Below are 24,003 nucleotides of genomic sequence, written 5' to 3'. Positions count from 1 at the left end.
TCCCTTCATGACTGAGCCACTGCGCATCGTTTTTGCCGGCACCCCCGAATTCGCCGCCGAACACCTCAAGGCCCTGCTGAACAGCCCTTACGAGATCGTTGCGGTCTATACCCAACCGGATCGTCCGGCCGGTCGCGGGCAAAAACTGATGCCAAGCCCGGTCAAACAACTCGCCCTGGAAAACCATATTCAGGTGTTGCAGCCGCCGACCTTGCGCAACGCTGACGCTCAGGCTGAACTGGCCGCACTGAAGCCGGATTTGCTGGTAGTGGTCGCCTACGGCCTGATCCTGCCGCAAGTGGTGCTGGATATCCCGCGTCTGGGCTGCATCAACAGCCACGCCTCCTTGCTGCCACGCTGGCGCGGTGCGGCGCCGATTCAGCGCGCCGTCGAACACGGTGACGCGGAAAGCGGCGTGACCGTGATGCGCATGGAAGCGGGCCTGGATACCGGACCGATGCTGCTCAAGGTGGTGACCCCGATCAGCGCTGACGACACCGGTGGCAGCCTGCACGACCGCCTCGCCGAAATGGGCCCGCCCGCCGTGGTCCAGGCGATTGCCGGTCTGGCTGCAGGCACGCTGGAAGGCGAAGTGCAGAACGATGAGTTCGCCACTTACGCGCACAAGCTGAACAAAGACGAAGCACGCATCGACTGGAGCCGTCCGGCCGTTGAGCTGGAACGCCTGGTGCGCGCCTTCAACCCATGGCCGATCACCCACAGCACCCTCAACGGTGAAGCGCTGAAAGTACTGGCGGCGACACTCGCCGAAGGTAAAGGCGCGCCGGGTGAAATCCTCAGCGCCAGCAAGGACGGTTTGGTCGTCGCTTGCGGCGAGCAGGCGCTGTGCCTGACCCGCCTGCAACTGCCCGGCGGCAAGGCGCTGAACTTCAGCGACCTGTTCAACAGCCGTCGAGAGAAATTCGCTGTCGGCACCGTGCTCGGCGCAGCGGTGGACGCGCAATGAACCCGCGCCTGGCCGCCGCCAAGGCACTCGCCGCCGTGCTCAGCGGCAAAGCCTCTTTGAACAGCTCCCTGCCGACGCAACTGGACAAAGTCGAGGATCGTGATCGCGGCTTCACTCAGGACCTGGCCTTCGGCACTGCGCGCTGGCAGCCACGCCTGTCGGCACTGGCCGAGAAGCTGCTGCAAAAGCCGTTCAAAGCCGCGGATGCCGACGTCGAGGCGTTGCTGCTGGTCGGTCTCTATCAATTGCTCTACACCCGCGTGCCGGCCCACGCCGCCATCGGCGAAACGGTGGGTTGCGCGGACAAGCTGAAGAAGCCGTGGGCCAAAGGCCTGCTCAACGCGGTGCTGCGTAACGCCCAGCGCGAAAGCGAGACGATTTTCGCTGAGTTGGAACGTGATCCGGTGGTGCGTACCGCTCACCCGCGCTGGCTGCAAAAATCCCTGAAGGCCTTCTGGCCGGAGCAGTGGGAAGCCATCTGCGCAGCGAACAACGCACATCCGCCGATGATCCTGCGGGTCAACCGCCGCCATCACAGCCGCGACGCCTACCTCGGCTTGCTGACTGAAGCCGGGATTGCCGCGACGCCGTGCGTTTACAGTCGCGACGGCATCATTCTCGAAGCCGCTGCCGACGTACGCAGCCTGCCAGGTTTCGCCGAAGGCTGGATCAGCGTGCAGGACGAAGCGGCGCAACTGGCCGCCGATCTGCTCGATCTGGCGCCGGGCCAACGCGTGCTCGACGCCTGCTGCGCGCCGGGCGGCAAGACTTGCCACATCCTCGAAGCCGAACCGGCGCTGGCCGGTGTAGTGGCGGTGGATCTGGAAGCCAAGCGTCTGGTGCGAGTGAAAGAAAACCTCGAACGCCTTGGTCTCAACGCCGAACTGATCGCCGCCGACGGCCGCGATACCGCGAAATGGTGGGACGGCAAACCGTTCCAGCGCATTCTGCTCGACGCACCATGCTCCGCCACCGGTGTGATTCGCCGTCATCCGGACATCAAGCTGACCCGTCAACCGGACGACATCGTCGCCCTCGCGCAACTGCAAGGCGAGTTGCTCGACGCGATGTGGAAAACCCTCGAAGTCGGCGGCATCCTGCTGTACGCCACCTGCTCGACGCTGCCGACCGAGAATACCGAAGTCATCGCTGCGTTCCTTGAGCGTACCCCCGGCGCCCGCGAACTGGATCTGGCCACGTCGGCCGGGCTCAAACAGCCCCATGGTCGCCAACTGCTGGCCCAGCAAGGGGGCCATGACGGGTTCTACTACGCCAAGCTGATCAAGATCGCTGCAGCGCGCAGCTAAACGGATTTAACGGAGTGACTGGATGAAAATCATCATCCTCGGTGCGGGACAGGTCGGCGGTTCGCTGGCAGAACATCTGGCCAGCGAGGCCAACGATATTACGGTAGTCGACACCGACGGTGAGCGCCTGCGCGACCTCGGCGACCGCCTCGACATCCGCACCGTGCAGGGCCGGGGCTCACTGCCGTCGGTGCTGCGTCAGGCCGGAGCGGACGACGCTGACATGCTGGTGGCGGTGACCAATAGCGACGAAACCAATATGGTCGCCTGCCAGGTCGCCCACACGCTGTTCCACACGCCGACCAAGATCGCCCGGGTGCGCGAAGCGTCCTACCTCAATCGCGAGGAGCAACTGTTTCAGAACGAAGCGATTCCGGTCGACGTGCTGATAAGCCCCGAGCAGGTGGTGACCAACTACATCAAGCGCCTGATCCAGCATCCGGGCGCCTTGCAGGTGATCGACTTCGCCGAGGGTGCAGCGCAACTGGTGGCGGTGCGCGCCTATTACGGCGGTCCGCTGGTGGGTCAGCAACTGCGGCAGTTGCGTGAGCACATGCCGAATGTCGAGACTCGCGTCGCCGCAATTTTCCGCCGTGACCGGCCGATCCTGCCCCAGGGCGATACGGTGATCGAGGCGGATGACGAAGTCTTTTTCATCGCCGCCCGTGAGAATATTCGCGCAGTGATGAGCGAAATGCGCCGCCTCGACGAAACCTACAAACGCATTGTCATTGCCGGTGGCGGGCAGATCGGTGAACGTCTGGCCGAGGCCATCGAAAGCCGTTATCAGGTGAAGATCATCGAGATGAATCCGGCGCGTTGCCGTTATCTCTCCGACACCCTCGACAGCACCGTGGTGCTGCAGGGCAGTGCATCAGATCGTGATTTACTGCTGGAGGAGAACATTGCCGACGCCGATATCTTCCTCGCCCTGACCAACGATGATGAAGCCAACATCATGTCGTCGCTGCTGGCCAAACGGCTGGGGGCGAAGAAGGTCATGACGATCATCAACAACCCGGCCTACGTCGATCTGATTCAGGGCGGCGATATCGACATCGCCATCAGCCCGCAACTGGCGACCATCGGCACCTTGCTGGCGCACGTGCGTCGTGGCGATATCGTCAGTGTGCACTCACTACGCCGCGGTGCGGCAGAAGCCATCGAGGCGATTGCCCACGGTGATGCGAAGTCGAGCAAGGTCATCGGCAAACCCATCGAGAAGATTGGCCTGCCGCCGGGCACCACCATTGGCGCGGTCATTCGCAACGAGCAAGTGATCATCGCCCACGACGACACGGTGATCGAAGCAGGCGACCATGTGATCCTGTTCCTTGTGGATAAAAAGCATATTCGCGATGTGGAGAAGCTGTTCCATGTGGGGTTGAGCTTCTTCTGAGGTTGATCGTTCCCACTCTCTGCGTGGGAATGCAGCCCGGGACGCTCTGCGTCCCAAGAGCGGACGCAGAGCGTCCATTGAGGCATTCCCACGCGGAGCGTGGGAACGATCACTGAAACGAGGGTGCAAAAAATGCTCGAATCCCTGGAAAAAATGCTCGCCAAGGGTGTGGATAACTCCCTGCTGCGCTTCGGCCTGGGAAAGGGTTATCTGGATCTGGGTGAAAACGCCAAGGCCGCCGAGCACTTCCAGCGATGTGTTGGTTTCGATCCGAAGTATTCGGCGGCATGGAAACTGTTAGGCAAGGCGCATCTGGCGCTGGGCGATCACGCCGCCGCACGTCTGGCGTGGGAACACGGTCTGGAAGCGGCTCGCGCCCATGGCGACAAGCAGGCCGAGAAGGAAATGACTGTGTTTCTGAAGAAGCTTGATCGTCAGGCGCTATAAGTCAAAGGTAGCGAAGACCGATACCATCGGCATCTACCGTCACCACTTCCATCCGCACCCGCGGCGCGCCTGTGGGTAAACCCTGCACCTCGCCGTAAACCACTGCGCCTTTGGGCAAAGAAGCCAAAACCGGATGCTGCACAAACACCCCGGTAGGCGACAAGTTGCGCGTCTGCCCGAGGCATTCGCCAAAGCTGTCGTGGGTAATCTTGATGCGGAAGGATTTGCGTTGTTCGGACATCTTGTTGCGCCCTTTGATGAACGGTTGTGGATAACCTCGCTAGTGAGGTTATCCACAGATCATGCCAATCAGCTCAGTACCAGCGCTCTTCGCCCGGCGGACGCTTCTTGAAGCGCTTCATGCTCCACATGTACTGACTCGGGTACGCGGCGACGTAACGCTCGACGACTTTACTCATCGCGGCGCAGGATTCGGCGGTATCGGTGCTGTACATGGCTTCTGGCGCGGCTTCGAGGATCACTTTGTAGCCAGAACCGTCGGGCAGGCGCAGCGCATGCAGGAATACACCGACCGCTTTACCACCCGCCAGCATGTTCGGCACGAATTTGCTGGTCAGCGCCTGGGTGGCGAAGAACGGCACGAAGATCCCGGCGGATTCGGCCGGTTCCGGGTCAGCAGGAATGCCCACTGCACCACCTTTGCGCACTTCCTTGATCACACTGAGGATGCCTTCCTTGGTGGAAGCAGCGACTTTGTTGCCCAGTTGCACGCGCTGTTTGCGCAATAACTCATCCACAGCCTTGAGCTTCGGCGGACGGTAGAAAATGATCGGTTTGCACTGGCTGCAATAGAAGTGATTGAGCACTTCCCAATTGCCTAAATGGCTGGTGATGCCGACCACGCCTTTGCCCGAGGCCAAGGCATCCTTGAGGATGTCGAGGCCTTCAACTTCACGCACCAGGTCGATCGAGCGCTGCGCCGGCCAGATCCACGCGCAGGCGCTTTCGGTCAGCGACTTGCCGATGTCTTTCAGGCTTTGGCCGACCAGACGTTCACGTTCGGCGGCATCCATCTGTGGAAAACATTTCGCAAGGTTGATCCGCACCACTTCGCGGGAACGGTTGGGGGTTTTCCACATGATCCAGCCGATCGCCGAACCTACGGCCTGCACGGCCCGCCATGGCAGCAGGGCAAACAGCCGCAGAGCGCCTACCAGCAAGGCGCCTTTAAACTTTTCCACAGGTCACTCCTGATCTTGTGCGGTGCGCGAGGCGGCCATTCTAACCGCCGTTGACGAGCTGCGCGTAGCGGTCGCAATCCTGAGTGTGATCCATGACCATGCCCGAGGCCTGCATCAGTGCGTAGCAAATGGTTGGGCCGACGAACGTGAACCCGGCCTTTTTCAGGCCTTTGCTCATGGCAACGGCTTCGGGGGTGATCGCCGGGACTTCGCTGCGATCCTTGAAATGATTGATGAGCGGTTGATCACCGACGAACGACCAGAGAAACGCCACCGGGTCCTCCAAGGCCAGCCAGGCCTGGGCATTACGCCGGGCGGCGTTGAGTTTCAGGCGGTTGCGGATGATCCCAGGATCGAGCATCAATTCGTCGATTTCGGCGTCGCTCATCTGCGCCACGCGCTGTACGTCGAAGCCGAACAACACCTCGCGATAACGCTCGCGCTTGCGCAACACGGTGATCCAGGACAGCCCGGCCTGGAACCCTTCGAGCAAAAGCAACTCGAACAAACCCTGCGCATCGCGTAGCGGCGTGCCCCACTCCTGATCGTGATAAGCCATGTACAGCGGATCTTCGGTACACCAAAAGCAGCGTGGCATAAGGCTCCAGGGGGTGGAGGTGCGACTGAATCGGGTATACTCCCGCTCTTTAAATCGCAGCCCAAGAAACAGGTGAATTTCGTGAGCCAGCCTACGCCAGCCGTGCGTACCTTCCAAGACTTGATCCTCGCGCTCCAGCAATACTGGGCCGAGCAAGGTTGCGTGGTACTTCAGCCCTACGATATGGAAGTAGGCGCCGGCACTTTCCACACCGCGACCTTCCTCCGCGCCATCGGCCCGGAAACCTGGAACGCCGCCTACGTACAGCCAAGCCGCCGTCCGACTGACGGCCGTTACGGCGAAAACCCGAACCGTCTGCAGCACTACTATCAGTTCCAGGTCGTCCTGAAACCGAACCCGGACAATTTCCAGGAACTGTATCTGGGCTCGCTCAAGCATGTTGGCCTGGACCCGCTGGTCCACGACATTCGCTTCGTCGAAGACAACTGGGAATCGCCGACTCTCGGCGCCTGGGGTCTGGGCTGGGAAGTCTGGCTCAACGGCATGGAAGTGACTCAGTTCACTTACTTCCAGCAGGCGGGCGGCATCGAGTGCTACCCGGTGACCGGCGAGATCACTTACGGTCTCGAGCGTTTGGCCATGTACCTGCAAGGCGTGGATTCGGTCTACGACCTGGTCTGGGCTGACGGCCCGTTCGGCAAAGTGACCTACGGCGACGTGTTCCACCAGAACGAAGTGGAGCAGTCCACTTACAACTTCGAACACGCCAACGTCGACAAGCTGTTCGAACTGTTCGACTTCTATGAAAGCGAAGCCAAGCGCCTGATCGAACTCGACCAGCCGCTGCCGTTGCCGAGCTACGAAATGGTGCTGAAGGCGTCGCACACCTTCAACCTGCTGGATGCGCGCCGGGCGATCTCGGTGACCGCGCGTCAGCAATACATTCTGCGCGTACGCACCCTGGCGCGTTCCGTTGCGCAAGCCTACCTGCTGGCGCGCGCCAAGCTGGGCTTCCCGATGGCGACCCCGGACCTGCGTGACGAAGTACTGGCCAAGCTGGAGGCTGCACAATGAGTGCGCAAGATTTTCTGGTTGAACTGGGCACCGAAGAACTGCCACCGAAAGCCCTGAACACCCTGGCTGAAGCGTTCCTCGCCGGTATCGACAAAGGCCTGCAAGCCGCTGGCCTGAGCTACGAGACTAAAACCGTCTACGCCGCACCGCGTCGTTTGGCCGTGCTGATCACTGCACTGGCCACTCAACAGCCGGATCGCAGCATCAACCTCGACGGCCCACCACGTCAGGCGGCGTTCGACGCTGACGGCAATCCAACGCAAGCAGCACTGGGCTTCGCCAAGAAGTGCGGCGTCGATCTGAGCGAAATCGACCAGAGCGGCCCGAAACTGCGTTACAGCCAGAGCATCGCCGGCAAGCCGACCGCGAGCCTGCTGCCGACCATCGTCGAAGATTCGCTGAACGATTTGCCAATCCCGAAACGCATGCGTTGGGGTGCGCGCAAGGAAGAGTTCGTGCGTCCGACCCAATGGCTGGTGATGCTGCTCGGTGACCAGGTCATCGACTGCACCATCCTCGCGCAGAAGGCTGGCCGTGATTCCCGTGGTCACCGCTTCCATCACCCGCAAAGCGTGCGCATCGGTTCGCCGTCGAGCTACCTCGCCGACCTGCGTGCCGCTTATGTATTGGCCGATGCCAATGAGCGTCGCGAGATCATCAGCAAGCGCACCGAAGAGCTGGCCACCCGTCAGGAAGGAACGGCAATCGTTCCGCCGGCGCTGCTCGACGAAGTGACCGCCCTGGTTGAATGGCCGGTGCCGCTGGTGTGCTCGTTCGAGGAACGTTTCCTCGACGTGCCGCAAGAAGCGCTGATCACCACCATGCAGGACAACCAGAAGTACTTCTGCCTGCTGGATGCCGACGGCAAGTTGCTGCCACGTTTCATTACTGTGGCCAACATCGAAAGCAAAGACCCGCAACAGATCATCGCCGGTAACGAGAAAGTGGTTCGTCCACGCCTGACCGACGCCGAGTTCTTCTTCAAGCAAGACAAGAAGCAGAAACTCGAAGCCTTCAATGATCGCCTGAAGAACGTGGTGTTCCAGGAAAAACTCGGCAGCGTCTACGACAAGGCCGAGCGCGTTTCCAAACTGGCTGCGTACATCGCCGCACGCATCGGTGGCAACGCCTCGTGGGCTGCCCGTGCAGGCCTGCTGTCGAAGTGCGACCTGGCGACTGAAATGGTCGGCGAGTTCCCGGAGATGCAAGGTGTCGCCGGTTACTACTACGCACTGAATGACGGCGAGCCGGAAGACGTCGCGCTGGCGCTCAACGAGCAGTACATGCCACGCGGTGCCGGTGCGGAACTGCCAGCCACCCTGACCGGTGCAGCCGTCGCGATCGCTGACAAGCTCGACACCCTGGTCGGTATCTTCGGTATTGGCATGCTGCCAACCGGCAGCAAAGACCCGTATGCCCTGCGCCGTGCGGCCCTCGGTGTGCTGCGCATCCTGATCGAGAAAAAACTCGATCTGGACCTGAACGACGCCGTGGCTTTCGCCGTGACTGCGTTCGGCGCCAAGGTCAAGGCTGCCGGCCTCAACGAAGCCGTGCTGGAGTTCATCTTCGATCGTCTGCGTGCACGTTACGAAGACGAAGGCGTCGATGTTGCCACTTACCTGTCGGTGCGTGCCCTGAAGCCGGGTTCGGCGCTGGACTTCGACCAGCGTGTGCAAGCAGTGCAAGCCTTCCGCAAACTGCCGGAAGCAGCAGCGCTGGCGGCGGTGAACAAGCGTGTGTCGAACCTGTTGAGCAAACTCGAAGGCGCGGTACCGACCGAGGTGCAAGCCAAGTACTTCGACAACGCCAACGAGTTCTCGCTGTACTCGGCGATCCAGCAAGCGGATCAAGCGGTGCAGCCAATGGCGGCAGCGCGTCAGTACAACGAATCGCTGGCACGCTTGGCGGCATTGCGTGAACCGGTGGATGCGTTCTTCGACGCGGTGATGGTCAATGCCGACGACGCCAATGTGCGGGCCAACCGTTACGCGCTGCTGGCGCGTCTGCGTGGTCTGTTCCTCGGTGTTGCCGACATTTCGCTGCTGGGTTGAGGGATTGCTGTTGAAACTGCTGATTCTCGATCGGGACGGAGTGATCAATTACGACTCCGACGCTTACATCAAGTCGGTAGAGGAGTGGATTCCGCTGCCCGGCTCGATCGAAGCGATTGCGCAGTTGAGCAAGGCCGGCTGGACGGTGGCGGTCGCCACCAACCAGTCGGGCATTGCTCGCGGCTACTACGACCTCGCCACCCTCGATGCCATGCACGCGCGACTGCGTACGCTCGTGGCGGAGCAGGGCGGTGAAGTCGGGCTGATCGTGTATTGCCCGCATGGGCCGGACGAAGGCTGCGATTGCCGCAAGCCGAAACCGGGGATGTTGAAAACCATCGCCGCGCATTACGACGTCGAACTGAACAATGTCTGGTTCGTCGGCGACAGCCTTGGTGACCTGGAGGCCGCCAAAGCCGTCGATTCACAGCCAGTTTTGGTAAAGACCGGAAAAGGCGCAAAGACTCAGGGCAAAACCCTGCCGGTTGGCACTCTGATTTTTGACGATCTGGCGGCGATTGCCGCAGAACTTATCCACAACTAGAGTACTTCTGAAGTTCCTGACCAGGGATTGATCGGGAGTGCGCTTGAACATTCGGGCATTGCCCCGTAACGGTAAACGTCACTATGTCGATACTGCGGGCCATCAGGATTTTTCTCTTTTACCTGCTGCTGGGCACCACCTCCCTGCTGTGGTGCAGCTTGAGTTTCTTTATCGCGCCATTTTTGCCGTTCAAGGCGCGCTATCGTTTTATCAACGTGTACTGGTGCCGCTGCGCCTTGTGGTTGACCAAGGTGTTTCTCGGTATCCGTTACGAAATCAAAGGCGCGGAAAACGTACCTGATCGGCCCTGCGTGATTCAGTCGAACCACCAGAGCACTTGGGAGACGTTCTTTCTCTCCGCTTATTTCTCGCCGCTGAGCCAGGTGCTCAAGCGCGAATTGCTTTATGTGCCGTTCTTCGGCTGGGCGATGGCCATGTTGCGGCCGATCGCGATTGACCGCGACAACCCGAAAGCCGCGCTGAAACAAGTCGCAGCGAAGGGTGATGAACTGCTCAAGGACAACGTTTGGGTGCTGATCTTCCCTGAAGGTACACGCGTTCCTTACGGCACTGTCGGCAAGTTCTCCCGCAGTGGTAGCGCTTTGGCAGTGAATGCGGCGCTTCCGGTACTGCCGATTGCACACAATGCCGGCAAGTTCTGGCCGAAAATCGGCTGGGGCAAGAAGTCTGGGGTGATCACCGTGGTCATCGGTGAGCCGATGTATGCCGAAGGCACAGGGCCTCGCGCCATTGCTCATCTGAACGACCGCGTACAAGCGTGGAACGAGAAGACTCAACGGGAAATGGGCTCACTGCCACCTGCTCCGCAGGCACCGGCTGCAAATGATCAGATCGCTGTCTGAGATTTTGTGGATAACCTGTGTACGGTTTTGTTGAAAAAGCCTGAATATTGAAATTAAGTTATTGATTTACTTATATATTTCTCAAGCTCATAAAACACCGTAAAAGGTGCATAAGTTTTTTTCGGAAGTAAAAAAACCGGCTGATATAGCCGGTTTTTTTGTGCCTGATCATTCGGGGATCAGCGGTAACTCAAGCAGGAAGGTGGTGCCTTGATCAACCACGCTGCGGCATTCAATTTTGCCGCCGTGATGATCGAATACCGCTTTGACCATCGATAAGCCGAGGCCCACGCCGTCGATGCCCTGTGCGGAAGAAAAACGTCGGTATTGACTGAACAGGTCGGGCAATTCATCAGCGGCGATGCCCTTGCCTTGATCGATCAATTCACAGTGCAACCATTCCTCACGGCAACTGACGCGCAGGGTGATAGTGGTATCTGCCGGGCTGTACTTGATCGCGTTCTCCAGGAGGTTGAACAGCGCGCGGGTCAGCAAGCCCTGATCAGCATTGATCAGACGTTCCTGCGACTCTTCATCCATGTCATGCAGCAGCTCGATACGTTTCTGCTGGGCGATGGGCAACGCTTGATCCAGCACGTCCAGCACCAGCATCGCGAACAGCGTCGGTTGAAACTGATAAGCCTCGGATTCGGCCCTCGCCAACAGAACAAATCCATCGGTCAGGTCCAGAGCGCGACGTACCTGGCGTTCGATTTGCTCGAACAACGGTGAATCCGCCCCGGCCTGATGGCGGTGAACGTCCAGCAGCGCAAGAATCGCCGAATGGGGTGCGCGCAGGTCGTGGGACAGAAACCGCAGTAACACGCTGCGTTGCTCCTCGGCGGCACGTTCGGCGCTAAGGTCCGTGAGGCTGAGCAGCCAACCGATCGGCGTGTCTCCATCCACCGGCAGTAAAGCCGCACGCTCCAGCCGCAAGCTGCGTTCCTTGTAATCGCGAAACTCCAGCAGCGGCATGGCCGACAGTGGCGGCCGTTGCTCTGTGGACAACTCCGGATAACCGAGTCGAGCCAGTTGATCGAGAACGTCGTCACCTACCAGATTGTTATCGAAGAGCTGACGAGCTTTGCGATTACCCAGCAGGATCTGCCCTTTGGGATCGCTGATCAGCGTGGCGACGGGCAGGTATTCCAGGCCATCGGCGATGAACCGCCGCGTATCGCGGGTACGGCTCATGGCCTGTTCAAGCGCCATGATCTGGCCCTGCAAGCGATCGGCGCCAGTAAATTGCGAACGACGGCGCTCGGGGAACACCTTCGGTTCACCGTCCAGCCGCGCCAGTTCCCAACCGAAATAGGTCAGCACCACACTCAGGCGCCGCCAGTTCCAGATCAGATAACCGAACAACATGCCCAGCACTGCCGGCGTCGGCGACCACCAATGGCGCATTTCTGCCAGACCCGTACTGGCCAGCAGTGCGCACGCCATGCCGATCAACGTGACCCAAAGCGCCCAGCGCGGGCGCCATAACAGCAGCCCTAGACTGCCTGCCACCCAAACGACCGACAATAATGCGCCCATCGCCGGATGCGCATCGTGCAGGTTGATCTGCGCGCGATAAGACAGCAGCGCAGTCAGCGGCAACAGCACTAGACTTATCCACAACCATTCACGCACCAACTGTCGAAACAGTCGCTGCACCTGACTTGGCTCACGGCTTTCGCGCCGGCGCTGATTATTCATGGGGAAAAAGGGCAGGGCAGGATGAATGCTTTCATAGGTCACAGGTCTGAGACGTAGACTCGAAGAATCATAGCGGACGTCGACCAACGGCGGGCCGCTTACTTTCAAGGTGATGACCAAGCGACTATGGTTGACGCCCAACTGCCCAAGCAACAAGGAACCACCGCGTATGCGCGTTGCGATATTGGACGACGAACCCGCCGAACTGCGCCGGGTCGAGCAAACCCTGCAGCAAATGGCCGATGCCGGCGAACAGCCGTGGTCACTGCACAGCTTCGAGCGTGGCGAAGACCTGTTGCGACAGCTACGCCGGGAAACCTTCGACCTGCTGATCCTCGACTGGCAACTGCCCGACCTCACCGGCCTGGCCCTGCTGCGCTGGACCCGCGAACACATGGAAGCGCCACCGGCGGCGATCATGCTGACCAGCCGCGATGGCGAAAGCGATATCGTCCAGGCGTTGAATGCCGGGGCTGATGATTACGTGAGCAAGCCATTCCGGCCGAATGAACTGAAAGCGCGTGTGGCTGCGGTGTTGCGTCGGCATAGCCAGCAACGTGCGGCGGCGACGGAAGTGCTGAGCTTCAACGACCTGACCTTCGATGACGCCGAACTGACTGTTACCCGCGAGGGAAAGCCGATCGTCATGACCGAGCGTGAATATCGGCTGGCGCGGTGTCTGTTCAGCAATCTGGGCCGGCCGTTGTCGCGGGATTATCTATATGAGCGGTTTTGGCCGCATGAAGAGATGGCGTCGTCGCGACCGTTGGATACGCATATCTACCGGTTGCGGAACAAGCTCGGGCTGACGGCGGATCGAGGGTGGCAGTTGCTGACGATTTATGGGTATGGGTATCGGTTGGAGAGTGTGTCTGCAGCATCCGAGTAAAAAGAGCAAAAGATCGCAGCCTACGGCAGCTCCTACACCTATCTCTGTAGGAGCTGCCGTAGGCTGCGATCTTTTGATCTGCCAATAAAAAGGCCAACGCAATGCGTTGGCCTTTTGTTTGACGCAAACCGGGATCAGAAATCCAGGTTCGAAACCGCCAGCGCATTGCTCTCGATGAAGTCACGGCGAGGTTCGACCGCATCACCCATCAGGGTGTTGAAAATCTGGTCTGCGCCAATGGCGTCTTCGATGGTGACTTTCAGCATGCGGCGCACGCTTGGGTCCATGGTGGTTTCCCACAGCTGATCCGGGTTCATTTCGCCCAGACCTTTGTATCGCTGAATGGTGTGGCGCTTGGTGCTTTCCGCCATCAGCCAGTCCAGGGCTTCCTTGAACTCGGTGACTGCCTTCTTGCGCTCGCCACGCTGGATGTACGCGCCGTCGTCGAGCAGGGTGCTCAGTTGAGCGCCAAGGGTGACGACGGTTTTGTAGTCGTTGCTGCCGAAAAAGTCGCGGTTGAAGGTGACGTAGTTCGACAGGCCGTGGGAGATCAGTTCGACCTCCGGCAGCCACACACCACGTTCACGGTCTTCACGCAGGCTGGCCTTATAGACCAGACCGGACTTCTCGACGGTGCGCAGACGGACTTCGTACTGGGCCAGCCAGTCCTGCATCTTGGCGTGGTCGCCAAGCATTTCCAGGCTCACGGCCGGCAGGTAAATGAAGTGCTCGGTCAGTTCCTGCGGGTACAGGCGCGACAGACGCTTGAGGGTCTTCATCACCATGCGGAAGTCGTTTACCAGACGCTCGAGTGCTTCACCGGAAATGCCCGGGGCTTCTTCGTTCAGGTGCAGGCTCGCATCTTCCAGAGCCGACTGCGTCATGTACTCTTCCATGGCGTCGTCGTCTTTGATGTATTGCTCTTGCTTGCCTTTCTTGACCTTGTACAGCGGCGGCTGGGCGATGTAGATGTAGCCGCGCTCGATCAGCTCCGGCAACTGACGGAAGAAGAAGGTCAGCAGCAGGGTACGGATGTGCGAACCGTCGACGTCAGCATCGGTCATGATGATGATGTTGTGATAACGCAGCTTGTCGATGTTGTATTCGTCGCGACCGATGCCGCAGCCCAGTGCGGTGATCAAGGTGCCCACTTCCTGGGAAGAGATCATCTTGTCAAAACGCGCTTTCTCGACGTTGAGGATCTTGCCCTTCAACGGCAGGATCGCCTGGGTCTTGCGGTTACGTCCCTGCTTGGCAGAGCCGCCCGCGGAGTCACCTTCCACGAGATACAGTTCGGACAGCGCCGGGTCTTTTTCCTGGCAGTCAGCGAGCTTGCCCGGCAGACCGGCGATGTCCAGCGCGCCTTTGCGGCGGGTCATCTCACGGGCCTTGCGCGCCGCTTCGCGGGCACGGGCGGCGTCGATCATCTTGCCGACGACCAGCTTGGCTTCGTTCGGGTTTTCCAGGAGGAAGTCGGAGAAGTACTTGCCCATCTCCTGCTCGACCGCAGTCTTCACTTCGGAAGACACCAGTTTGTCTTTGGTCTGCGAGCTGAACTTCGGATCCGGCACTTTTACCGAGATGATCGCGGTCAGGCCTTCACGGGCATCGTCGCCGGTGGTGGCGACTTTGTGCTTCTTCGCCAGACCTTCCTGCTCGATGTAGTTGTTCAGGTTACGCGTCAGAGCGGAACGGAAGCCCACCAGGTGGGTACCGCCGTCGCGCTGCGGAATGTTGTTGGTGAAGCACAACAGGTTCTCATTGAAGCTGTCGTTCCACTGCAGGGCGATTTCCACGCCGATACCGTCTTCACGCTGGATGTTGAAGTGGAACACCTGGTTGACCGCAGTCTTGTTGGTGTTCAGGTATTCAACGAACGCACGCAGGCCGCCTTCATACTTGAACAGCTCTTCCTTGCCGCTGCGCTCATCCTTGAGGACGATGCCGACACCGGAGTTGAGGAAGGACAGTTCACGAATGCGCTTGGCCAGGATGTCCCAGCTGAAGTGAATGTTCTTGAAGGTTTCGCTGGAAGCCTTGAAGTGGATCTGGGTACCGGTGGTTTCGCTGTCGCCAACGATGGCCATCGGAGCCTGAGGTACGCCGTGGACGTAGGTCTGTTCCCAGATCTTGCCGCTGCGGCGAACAGTCAGTACCAGCTCCTCGGACAGTGCGTTCACTACCGACACACCTACACCGTGCAGACCGCCGGATACTTTGTAGGAGTTGTCGTCGAACTTACCGCCAGCGTGGAGGACGGTCATGATGACCTCGGCGGCGGAAACGCCTTCCTCTTTGTGCACGTCTACCGGGATGCCACGGCCGTTGTCTTTAACGGTGATGGACTCATCCGGGTGGATAATGATGCTGATGTCATCGCAGTGGCCGGCGAGGGCTTCGTCGATCGAGTTGTCGACCACCTCGAACACCATGTGGTGCAGACCGCTGCCATCGTCGGTGTCACCAATGTACATACCGGGACGTTTGCGTACGGCATCCAGGCCTTTCAGCACTTTAATGCTCGTTGAGTCGTACGTATTTTCTTCGCTCAATGCCTTCACTCCCGATGGTCGTGGGTCTGGGTGATACGGCCCTGTTCCACGTGGAACAGAGCGACTGGCGTTTCCGTCTGCCAGCCTTCCCTCAATAATTCGTGATCTACACAGGTGATAAATACCTGGCAGCGTAAGTCTTCCAGCAAGCGGCACAGCGCGCGACGGTGGCCCTCGTCCAGCTCGGACGGCAAGTCATCCACCAGATAAATACACTGACCGCGACGGGCCTGGCTGACCAAATGCCCTTGGGCAATCCGTAGTGCACAGACCACTAACTTCTGCTGACCCCGGGACAAGATGTCCGCGGCGTTGTGAGCGCCCAATCTAAGACGCAAATCAGCCCGTTGCGGTCCGGCCTGGGTATGACCCATTTGCTGATCCCGTTGCACGGATCCAGCCAGTACGGCGCTCAATTCCCGGTCTTTGTCCCAGCCTCGGTAATAGCTGAGCGTCAAACCTTCAAGCTCAACCAGTTCGCTCAAGGTTTGTTCAAAGACTGGTTTCAAGGCTTTGATGTAGGCGCGGCGGTATTCATCGATTTCAGCGCTGGCCTGGCACAGTTCCCTGTCCCAAACCGCTTGCGAAACGGCGTCAAGTGTACCATGTCGCAGCCAAGAGTTTCTCTGGCGCAGGGCCTTCTGCAACCGCTGCCAGGTGGCCATAAAGCGCGGCTCGACGTGGAACACGCCCCAGTCGAGAAACTGTCGACGAATCTTCGGCGCACCTTCAAGCAAGCGGAAGCTGTCGGGGTTGATCAACTGCAGCGGCAGGATCTCCGCCAGTTGCGCAGCACTGCGGGCGTTCTGGCCGTCGATGCGGATCTGGAACTCGCCCTGACGATCGCGCGAGATCCCCAACGCACTGTGCCCACCCTCAGCCAATTCGACCTGACCGAACACGGTGCAGGCGAGTTGCTCGTACTGAATGACAGGTAACAGCCGCGTGCTACGAAACGAACGGGCAAGCCCCAGCAGATGAATGGCTTCCAGAACACTGGTTTTGCCGCTGCCGTTGGCGCCGTAAAGAATGTTGATGCGGGGGGAGGGGGAGAAGGTCACCGGGTGCAGATTGCGCACCGCGGTGACCGAAACACGACTTAAGGACATCCAGGGTCAGCTAATTACAGACGCATCGGCATGACAACGTAAGCCGAATCGTCGTTGTCGGACTCTTGCACCAGTGCACTGCTGTTGGAGTCGGACAGGATCAGACGAACCTGCTCGGTGGTCATCACGCCCAGCACGTCGAGCAAATAGCTCACGTTGAAGCCGATTTCCAGAGAGCCGCCGTTGTATTCAACGCCCACTTCTTCTTCCGCTTCTTCCTGCTCCGGGTTGTTGGCCTGGATCTTCAACTGACCGCTGGCCAGTTGCAGACGGATACCACGGTACTTCTCGTTGGACAGAATCGCGGTACGGCTGAACGCTTCACGCAAGGCCTGGCGATCGCCCAATACCAGCTTGTCGCCGCCCTTTGGCAGAACGCGCTCATAGTCCGGGAACTTGCCGTCAACCAGTTTCGAGGTGAAGGTGAATTCGCCGGTAGTGGCGCGGATGTGATGTTGACCCAGCACGATGCTGACATTGCCGTCCGGCTCGGTGAGCAGACGCGCCAGTTCCAGAATACCTTTGCGCGGCACGATCACCTGATGGCGATCCGGCTGGCCGATATCGGCCTTCATCGAGCACATGGCCAGACGGTGACCGTCGGTGGCCACAGCGCGGATGATGCCTTCGGACACTTCCAGCAGCATGCCGTTGAGGTAATAACGCACGTCCTGCTGGGCCATGGCGAAGCTGGTGCGTTCGATCAGGCGACGCAGTTTGCTTTGTTCAAGAATGCAAGTCAGCGAGCCCGGACCTTCTTCAACGGTCGGGAAATCGTTGGCCGGCAGAGTCGACAGGGTGAAGCGGCTGCGGCCTGCCTTCACCACCAGCTTCTGCTCGTCGACCTTGATGTCGATCAGCGCGTCGTTGGGCAGGCTTTTGCAGATATCCATCAGCTTGCGCGCAGGCACGGTGATGGAACCTGTCTCAGCCGGCTCTTCAAGTTGCACACGACCGACCAGCTCGACCTCGAGGTCGGTACCGGTCAGCGACAGTTGCTGGCCTTCGACAACCAGCAGCACGTTGGAGAGTACCGGCAAGGTCTGTCGGCGCTCGACGACGCCTGCGACCAGTTGCAGGGGTTTCAACAGGGCTTCGCGTTGAATGGTGAAATGCATGGTCTAGTCCCTTGCCTTAATAAGCTGCGCTGGTGTTCATCAAGTGGTCAGTGTACGCAGCAGGTTCTTGTAGTCCTCGCGGATGTCCGCGTCGGATTCCTTAAGTTCGTTGATCTTGCGGCAGGCGTGCAACACCGTGGTGTGGTCGCGGCCGCCGAACACATCGCCGATTTCCGGCAGGCTGTGGTTGGTCAGTTCCTTGGACAAGGCCATGGCGACCTGACGCGGACGAGCCACCGAGCGCGAACGGCGCTTGGACAGCAGATCCGAGATCTTGATCTTGTAGTACTCGGCGACGGTGCGCTGAATGTTATCCACAGAGACCAGTTTGTCCTGCAACGCCAACAAGTCTTTCAGGGATTCGCGAATCAGCTCGATGTTGATGTCGCGGCCCATGAAGTGCGAGTGGGCGATCACGCGTTTCAGCGCACCTTCCAGCTCACGGACGTTGGAGCGAATGCGCTGGGCAATGAAGAACGCGGCGTCATGCGGTAACTCGACTTTGGCCTGGTCGGCCTTCTTCATCAAGATCGCCACGCGGGTTTCCAGTTCCGGCGGCTCGACGGCAACCGTCAGGCCCCAGCCGAAGCGGGATTTGAGGCGTTCTTCAAGGCCTTCGATTTCTTTCGGGTAGCGGTCACTGGTGAGAATGACCTGCTGGCCACCTTCAAGCAGGGCGTTGAAGGTGTGGAAAAACTCTTCCTGCGAGCGCTCTTTGCGGGCGAAGAACTGAATATCGTCGATCAGCAACGCATCCACTGAACGGTAGAAACGCTTGAACTCGTTGATCGCGTTCAGTTGCAGTGCCTTGACCATGTCGGCCACGAAGCGCTCGGAATGCAGGTACACAACCTTCGCATTCGGGTTCTTCTTTAATAGATGGTTACCCACCGCGTGCATCAAGTGGGTCTTACCCAGGCCGACGCCACCATAAAGGAACAGCGGGTTGTACCCGTGCTTGGGGTTGTCCGCCACTTGCCAGGCGGCCGCGCGGGCGAGCTGGTTGGATTTACCTTCGACGAAGTTTTCGAAGGTGAAGGTGCGGTTCAGGTAGCTGGTGTGCTTGAGCGCACCTTCGACCTGCACGGTGCGCTGTTCGGCGCGAACCGGGGCTTGCTGCGAAGCGGCACCGGACATCGGATCGAAACTGTCGCGAGACGGTTCATCGCTGACTTCAGGACTTTTCTGCGTCGAGCGCTTGGCCGTCGGTGCGGGCGTCTGCGTCGGTGCCTGCGTACTCACAGGCGTGGCATTTGCCTGGGCCTGCTGGGAAACCTGCGCGGCTGCAAGCGGCGCATTCGGTGCGGCACGCGGAGCGGAACTGCGTTTGCTGCCTATTAATAAGGAAAGCGCCGGCGCCATGCCGTTGCCATGCTCATCCAGCAGTTCAAGGACGCGGCCCAGGTACTTTTCGTTGACCCAGTCCAGCACAAAACGGTTCGGTGCGTAGACGCGCAACTCGTCGCCTTCGGCTTCGACCTGTAGTGGACGGATCCAGGTGTTGAATTGTTGGGCAGGCAGCTCCTCGCGCAAAAGCTCCACGCACTGCTGCCAAAGTTCCACTGACACGGATATCCCCTAAGTTGAAAGCCGGTGAGGCAAAAACAAGCGGCCATTGTAGCGGCGAGCCGTCCACTTATCCACATGCAGGTTGCCCGGTGACCATGATTTATCAATGCGTTAAATCGGAAAAAGGCGACCAACGGTGTGTGAATAAGCTCTGTGGATAACCGCCTCTAAGGGCACTGGACAACTGGGGGTTGAACTCGGTGGATAACCTGCCTGTGGATAACAGGCCATTCCACACACAGGTTATCCGACAGCGCAGCACAGGCTGAACACGGTTTTCCACTGTAGTTGTCATTCTCTGTACATCACGTCAGACAAGGCCTAATGCTACTTATCCACAGAAGAAGGTGTGCCTAGCTTTTATAAGCTTTACAGAAAAGCTTTAAATAATTCCCTTCTTTATTTTTATGTATGGCAAGCAGGTGATCAGGCAAAGAACACCTAGATATCTATTTATAAGGAAACGCTGGTTGGAAATTGACCTGAAGGCTTGCTTTCTCTAGAATCCCCGGTCTCTTAAAACGGGGGCCATTCCGGCCCGTTGTGGACGAACCAGGTAACACGACATGAAACGTACTTTCCAACCAAGCACTATCAAACGCGCCCGTACCCACGGTTTCCGTGCTCGCATGGCTACCAAGAACGGCCGTGCTGTCCTGTCGCGTCGCCGCGCCAAAGGTCGTGCGCGTCTGGCAGTTTGATAATCCGGTACTGGAGGTGAGTCAGGACTTCAGTCGGGAAAAGCGTCTGCTTACTCCCCGGCATTTCAAGGCAGTCTTTGACTCCCCTACCGGCAAGGTTCCGGGGAAAAATCTCCTGCTCCTTGCACGCAACAACGATCTTGATCACCCCCGTCTCGGGCTGGTTATCGGGAAAAAGAGCGTAAAGCTCTCCGTTGAGCGCAATCGCCTCAAACGTTTGATGCGCGAATCATTTCGTCTGCACCAGGATTCACTGGTCGGCTGGGATATCGTTATCGTCGCGCGCAAAGGTCTGGGCGATGTAGAAAACCCCGAATTGATTCAGCATTTCGGCAAGCTCTGGAAGCGTCTGGCACGCAGCAAGCCAGTTCCAGAAGTCAAAACCGAAACTGTAGGGGTAGACAGTACCGATGCGTAAACTGGCCCTCGTTCCGATCCAGTTTTATCGCTATGCCATTAGTCCTTTGATGGCCAGCCACTGTCGTTTCTACCCCAGTTGTTCCTGCTACGCGTATGAAGCCATCGAAAATCATGGCCTTCTGCGCGGTGGCTGGCTGACCTTTCGTCGTTTAGGTCGCTGTCATCCGTGGAATCCCGGTGGTTATGACCCGGTTCCACCTATCCCTACCTCCCGTTCTTCTTCGATGGCCGAGTAATCATGGATATCAAACGCACGATCCTGATCGTCGCCCTGGCAATCGTGTCCTACGTTATGGTTCTTAAATGGAACCAGGACTATGGCCAGGCTGCCCTGCCGACTCAGAATGTTGCTTCCAGTACGACTACATCCGGTTTGCCGGACACCGCCACTGGCAATAATGCTGCCGCCAGTGACGATATTCCGCGCGCCGCTAGCGATACCAGTGCACCTGCCGAAACTCCGGTAGCCGCCAGCAAGGATCTGATCCAGATCAAAACCGACGTGCTCGATCTCGCGATCGATCCACAAGGTGGTGATGTTGCTCAACTGACCTTGCCTTTGTATCCACGTCGTCAGGATCGTCCTGATGTACCGTTCCAGCTGTTCGATAACGGCGGCGAACGTGTTTATCTGGCCCAAAGCGGTCTGATCGGCACCAATGGCCCGGATGCAAATCCGGCCGGTCGTCCGGTCTACTCTTCGGAGAAGAAGACTTATCAACTGGCTGACGGTCAGGACCAACTGGTCGTCGACCTGAAGTTCAGCAAGGACGGCGTCAATTACATCAAGCGTTTCACCCTGAAACGCGGCCTGTATGACGTAGCCGTTTCCTACATTGTGGATAACCAGAGCGCTCAGCCCTGGAACGGCGCAATGTTTGCTCAGTTGAAGCGTGATAACAGCGCTGATCCTTCGTCCACTACTGCTACTGGCACCGCGACTTACCTGGGCGCCGCCCTGTGGACAAGTTCGGAGCCGTACAAGAAAGTGTCCATGAAAGACATGGACAAGGCGCAGTTGAAAGAAACCGTCACCGGTGGCTGGGTAGCCTGGCTGCAACACTACTTCGTGACCGCGTGGATTCCGGCCAAGGGCGAAAACAACATCGTCCAGACCCGTAAAGACAGCAAAGGCAACTACATCATCGGCTACACCGGTCCTACACTGACCGCTGCTCCGGGTGCCAAAGTTGAAACCAGCGCTGTGCTGTACGCCGGTCCGAAAAGCCAGGCTGTATTGAAAGAGTTGTCCCCAGGTCTGGAACTGACCGTCGACTACGGCATTCTGTGGTTCATTGCCCAGCCAATCTTCTGGCTGCTGCAACACATCCACGCCATTGTCGGTAACTGGGGCTGGTCGATCATCTTCCTGACCATGCTGATCAAGGGTATTTTCTTCCCTCTGTCGGCTGCCAGCTACAAATCGATGGCGCGCATGCGTGCTGTCGCGCCGAAACTGGCTGCTCTGAAAGAGCAACATGGCGATGACCGGCAGAAAATGTCGCAAGCCATGATGGAGCTGTACAAGAAAGAGAAGATCAACCCGCTGGGCGGCTGCCTGCCGATCCTCGTACAGATGCCGGTTTTCCTTTCGCTGTACTGGGTTCTGCTGGAAAGCGTGGAAATGCGCCAGGCGCCGTTCATGCTGTGGATCACTGACCTGTCGATCAAGGATCCGTTCTTCATTCTGCCGATCATCATGGGCGCAACCATGTTCATCCAGCAGCAGCTGAACCCGACTCCGCCGGATCCGATGCAGGCGAAGGTCATGAAAATGATGCCAATCATCTTCACCTTCTTCTTCCTGTGGTTCCCTGCTGGTCTGGTGCTGTACTGGGTTGTGAACAACTGCCTGTCGATTGCACAACAGTGGTACATCACGCGTAAGATCGAAGCGGCGACGAAAAAAGCCGAGGCGTAACTTGCACTGTGGATAACACCACTCAAAACGCCCCCTAGTGGGGCGTTTTGCTATCTGCCACTTTTGTCTGGATTCCGGTTTATGAGCACACCTCGTGAAACCATCGCCGCCGTCGCCACCGCTCAGGGTCGCGGCGGTGTGGGCATTGTTCGTATTTCCGGGCCGCTGGCCAGCGTTGCAGCCAAAGCTATAAGCGGCCGCGAACTGAAACCGCGTTACGCCCATTACGGGCCATTTTTCAGTGATGACCAGCAAGTGCTCGATGAAGGTCTGGCGCTATATTTCCCGGGGCCAAACTCGTTCACCGGCGAAGACGTTCTGGAATTGCAGGGCCACGGTGGGCCGATCGTTCTGGACATGCTGCTCAAACGCTGCCTGGAACTGGGCTGCCGTCTGGCGCGTCCGGGGGAGTTCAGCGAACGCGCGTTCCTCAATGACAAACTCGACCTGGCCCAGGCCGAGGCGATTGCCGATTTGATCGAGGCGAGTTCTGCACAAGCGGCGCGCAATGCCCTGCGTTCTTTGCAAGGCGCGTTTTCCCAGCGTGTGCATAACTTGACCGAACAGCTGATAGGTCTGCGCATCTACGTCGAAGCCGCCATCGACTTCCCGGAAGAGGAAATCGACTTTCTTGCCGATGGCCACGTGCTGAGCATGCTGGACAAGGTCCGTGATGAATTATCCACAGTACTGCGTGAAGCCGGACAGGGCGCGTTGTTGCGCGATGGTATGACCGTGGTGATTGCCGGTCGTCCGAATGCCGGCAAGTCCAGCCTGTTGAATGCGTTAGCCGGTCGGGAAGCGGCGATCGTCACCGAGATTGCCGGCACCACCCGCGATATTTTGCGTGAACATATCCACATCGACGGTATGCCGTTGCACGTTGTGGATACCGCAGGTTTGCGTGATACCGAAGACCAGGTGGAAAAGATTGGCGTTGAACGCGCACTGAAAGCCATCGGCGAAGCGGATCGCGTCCTGCTGGTGGTCGATGCAACCGCTCCAGAAGCACTGGATCCGTTTGCCTTGTGGCCTGAATTCCTCGAAACCCGCCCGGATCCGGCCAAGGTTACGTTGATTCGTAACAAAGCAGACCTGACTGGTGAATCCATTTCCTTGGAAGTCAGTGAAGATAGCCACGTGACGATCAGCCTGAGCGCCAAATCTGCAGGTGATGGTCTGGAACTCCTGCGTGATCACCTCAAGGCCTGTATGGGCTACGAGCAGACTTCGGAAAGCAGCTTCAGTGCTCGTCGTCGCCATCTGGAAGCGTTGCGCCATGCCAGTGCAGCCCTTGAACACGGTCGTGCACAACTGACTCTGGCGGGTGCGGGCGAGTTGCTGGCCGAAGACCTGCGTCAGGCTCAGCACTCTCTAGGGGAAATCACCGGGGCATTCAGCTCTGATGATCTGCTGGGACGGATCTTTTCCAGCTTCTGTATCGGTAAATAACCCCTCCGCTTTCCAAAGACAGGTCCATTCGCGACCTGTCTGCGCCTCCTCTTTCTCAAACCTTTCTCCAGTGCCGGGCAGATTTCGTCTCCCTGAGCAGATTTCTCGTGCCCGTTATTTCTTCATTCACCGCATTTCCGTGGATTAAGCCCTGTGAA

22 protein-coding genes are annotated in these 24,003 nt (G+C 58.7%); 14 read left to right on the top strand and 8 right to left on the bottom strand.

Translation table 11 applies throughout. The features are described 5' to 3' along the window. Positions 1-7 precede the first annotated feature (7 nt). The 4 genes from fmt (at position 8) to CKW14_RS07520 (ending at position 4,120) form a co-directional block, all read left to right on the top strand. A complete protein-coding gene (gene fmt, locus CKW14_RS07535) occupies positions 8-967 on the top strand; it encodes a methionyl-tRNA formyltransferase (RefSeq protein WP_095049570.1) in 960 nt (319 codons plus the stop codon). Continuing rightward, positions 964-2,274, top strand: coding sequence for a 16S rRNA (cytosine(967)-C(5))-methyltransferase RsmB (gene rsmB, locus CKW14_RS07530; RefSeq protein WP_095049571.1), 1,311 nt, complete (start codon positions 964-966; stop codon positions 2,272-2,274). Before fmt ends, rsmB begins: the two co-directional genes overlap by 4 nt. A gap of 22 nt (positions 2,275-2,296) precedes the next feature. After that, entirely contained in the window at positions 2,297-3,673 is a 1,377-nt protein-coding gene (gene trkA, locus CKW14_RS07525; RefSeq protein WP_064389689.1) for a Trk system potassium transporter TrkA, read from the top strand. Between the two features lie 132 nt (positions 3,674-3,805). Next, the gene (locus CKW14_RS07520) at positions 3,806-4,120 is read left to right on the top strand and encodes a tetratricopeptide repeat protein (protein WP_095049572.1); all 315 of its coding nucleotides are present in this window, start codon (positions 3,806-3,808) and stop codon (positions 4,118-4,120) included. A gap of 1 nt (position 4,121) precedes the next feature. Here the strand turns inward: CKW14_RS07520 and CKW14_RS07515 are convergent, their stop codons facing one another. From CKW14_RS07515 to CKW14_RS07505, 3 genes are all read right to left on the bottom strand, one after another. After that, the gene (locus CKW14_RS07515) at positions 4,122-4,361 is read right to left on the bottom strand and encodes a PilZ domain-containing protein (RefSeq protein WP_095049573.1); all 240 of its coding nucleotides are present in this window, start codon (positions 4,359-4,361) and stop codon (positions 4,122-4,124) included. A 73-nt stretch (positions 4,362-4,434) separates the two neighbouring features. Continuing rightward, positions 4,435-5,322: a lysophospholipid acyltransferase gene (locus CKW14_RS07510; protein WP_095049574.1), complete on the bottom strand. Its 888-nt coding sequence runs from the start codon at positions 5,320-5,322 to the stop codon at positions 4,435-4,437. Positions 5,323-5,362: 40 nt separating this feature from the next. Next, entirely contained in the window at positions 5,363-5,920 is a 558-nt protein-coding gene (locus tag CKW14_RS07505) for a DNA-3-methyladenine glycosylase I (protein ID WP_095049575.1), read from the bottom strand. Between the two features lie 81 nt (positions 5,921-6,001). On the opposite strand from CKW14_RS07505, the gene glyQ reads away from it, so the two are divergent. From glyQ to CKW14_RS07485, 4 genes are all read left to right on the top strand, one after another. After that, positions 6,002-6,955: a glycine--tRNA ligase subunit alpha gene (gene glyQ, locus CKW14_RS07500; protein ID WP_003187265.1), complete on the top strand. Its 954-nt coding sequence runs from the start codon at positions 6,002-6,004 to the stop codon at positions 6,953-6,955. Continuing rightward, positions 6,952-9,006: a glycine--tRNA ligase subunit beta gene (glyS, locus tag CKW14_RS07495; protein ID WP_095049576.1), complete on the top strand. Its 2,055-nt coding sequence runs from the start codon at positions 6,952-6,954 to the stop codon at positions 9,004-9,006. The genes glyQ and glyS overlap by 4 nt, the downstream gene beginning before the upstream one ends. 4 nt (positions 9,007-9,010) lie before the next feature. Beyond that, positions 9,011-9,550: a D-glycero-beta-D-manno-heptose 1,7-bisphosphate 7-phosphatase gene (gene gmhB / locus CKW14_RS07490; RefSeq protein WP_176471260.1), complete on the top strand. Its 540-nt coding sequence runs from the start codon at positions 9,011-9,013 to the stop codon at positions 9,548-9,550. An 83-nt stretch (positions 9,551-9,633) separates the two neighbouring features. Further along, positions 9,634-10,413 (top strand): 1-acyl-sn-glycerol-3-phosphate acyltransferase, encoded by a 780-nt coding sequence (locus CKW14_RS07485; RefSeq protein WP_095049578.1) that lies wholly within the window; start codon positions 9,634-9,636, stop codon positions 10,411-10,413. A gap of 168 nt (positions 10,414-10,581) precedes the next feature. Here the strand turns inward: CKW14_RS07485 and CKW14_RS07480 are convergent, their stop codons facing one another. Next, complete coding sequence (locus tag CKW14_RS07480) at positions 10,582-12,114, bottom strand: HAMP domain-containing sensor histidine kinase (RefSeq protein ID WP_095125086.1); 1,533 nt, start codon at positions 12,112-12,114, stop codon at positions 10,582-10,584. A 169-nt stretch (positions 12,115-12,283) separates the two neighbouring features. Between CKW14_RS07480 and CKW14_RS07475 the strand changes: the two genes are divergently transcribed. Further along, positions 12,284-13,003 (top strand): response regulator transcription factor, encoded by a 720-nt coding sequence (locus CKW14_RS07475; RefSeq protein WP_034152192.1) that lies wholly within the window; start codon positions 12,284-12,286, stop codon positions 13,001-13,003. 134 nt (positions 13,004-13,137) lie between these two features. Here the strand turns inward: CKW14_RS07475 and gyrB are convergent, their stop codons facing one another. From gyrB to dnaA, 4 genes are read right to left on the bottom strand one after another with little or no spacing between them, the layout of a single operon-like run. Then, positions 13,138-15,555 carry a DNA topoisomerase (ATP-hydrolyzing) subunit B gene (gyrB, locus tag CKW14_RS07470; RefSeq protein WP_093429549.1) on the bottom strand — a complete coding sequence of 806 codons (2,418 nt, stop codon included), beginning with the start codon at positions 15,553-15,555 and terminating at the stop codon, positions 13,138-13,140. 5 nt (positions 15,556-15,560) lie between these two features. Next, positions 15,561-16,664, bottom strand: a complete 1,104-nt coding sequence (gene recF, locus CKW14_RS07465; RefSeq protein ID WP_038359568.1) for a DNA replication/repair protein RecF — start codon at positions 16,662-16,664, stop codon at positions 15,561-15,563. Between the two features lie 14 nt (positions 16,665-16,678). Beyond that, entirely contained in the window at positions 16,679-17,782 is a 1,104-nt protein-coding gene (gene dnaN, locus CKW14_RS07460; protein ID WP_095125085.1) for a DNA polymerase III subunit beta, read from the bottom strand. Positions 17,783-17,821: 39 nt separating this feature from the next. After that, complete coding sequence (dnaA, locus tag CKW14_RS07455; RefSeq protein ID WP_095125084.1) at positions 17,822-19,351, bottom strand: chromosomal replication initiator protein DnaA; 1,530 nt, start codon at positions 19,349-19,351, stop codon at positions 17,822-17,824. A 566-nt stretch (positions 19,352-19,917) separates the two neighbouring features. Between dnaA and rpmH the strand changes: the two genes are divergently transcribed. The 5 genes from rpmH (at position 19,918) to mnmE (ending at position 23,845) form a co-directional block, all read left to right on the top strand. Then, positions 19,918-20,052: a 50S ribosomal protein L34 gene (gene rpmH, locus CKW14_RS07450; RefSeq protein WP_003213577.1), complete on the top strand. Its 135-nt coding sequence runs from the start codon at positions 19,918-19,920 to the stop codon at positions 20,050-20,052. 16 nt (positions 20,053-20,068) lie between these two features. After that, positions 20,069-20,470 carry a ribonuclease P protein component gene (gene rnpA, locus CKW14_RS07445; protein WP_016984072.1) on the top strand — a complete coding sequence of 134 codons (402 nt, stop codon included), beginning with the start codon at positions 20,069-20,071 and terminating at the stop codon, positions 20,468-20,470. Then, complete coding sequence (yidD, locus tag CKW14_RS07440; RefSeq protein ID WP_010465488.1) at positions 20,463-20,708, top strand: membrane protein insertion efficiency factor YidD; 246 nt, start codon at positions 20,463-20,465, stop codon at positions 20,706-20,708. The genes rnpA and yidD overlap by 8 nt, the downstream gene beginning before the upstream one ends. 2 nt (positions 20,709-20,710) lie before the next feature. Then, the gene (gene yidC / locus CKW14_RS07435; protein ID WP_095049582.1) at positions 20,711-22,393 is read left to right on the top strand and encodes a membrane protein insertase YidC; all 1,683 of its coding nucleotides are present in this window, start codon (positions 20,711-20,713) and stop codon (positions 22,391-22,393) included. Positions 22,394-22,474: 81 nt separating this feature from the next. After that, positions 22,475-23,845, top strand: coding sequence for a tRNA uridine-5-carboxymethylaminomethyl(34) synthesis GTPase MnmE (gene mnmE, locus CKW14_RS07430; protein ID WP_093429551.1), 1,371 nt, complete (start codon positions 22,475-22,477; stop codon positions 23,843-23,845). Positions 23,846-24,003: the final 158 nt, after the last annotated feature.

The sequence above is a fragment of the Pseudomonas sp. Irchel s3a12 genome (assembly GCF_900187485.1).
GTDB classification, from domain to species: Bacteria; Pseudomonadota; Gammaproteobacteria; order Pseudomonadales; family Pseudomonadaceae; genus Aquipseudomonas; species Aquipseudomonas neuropathica.
The sequence above is the reverse complement of the archived record's forward strand: the minus strand, read 5'-3'. Positions and strand labels throughout refer to the sequence as shown.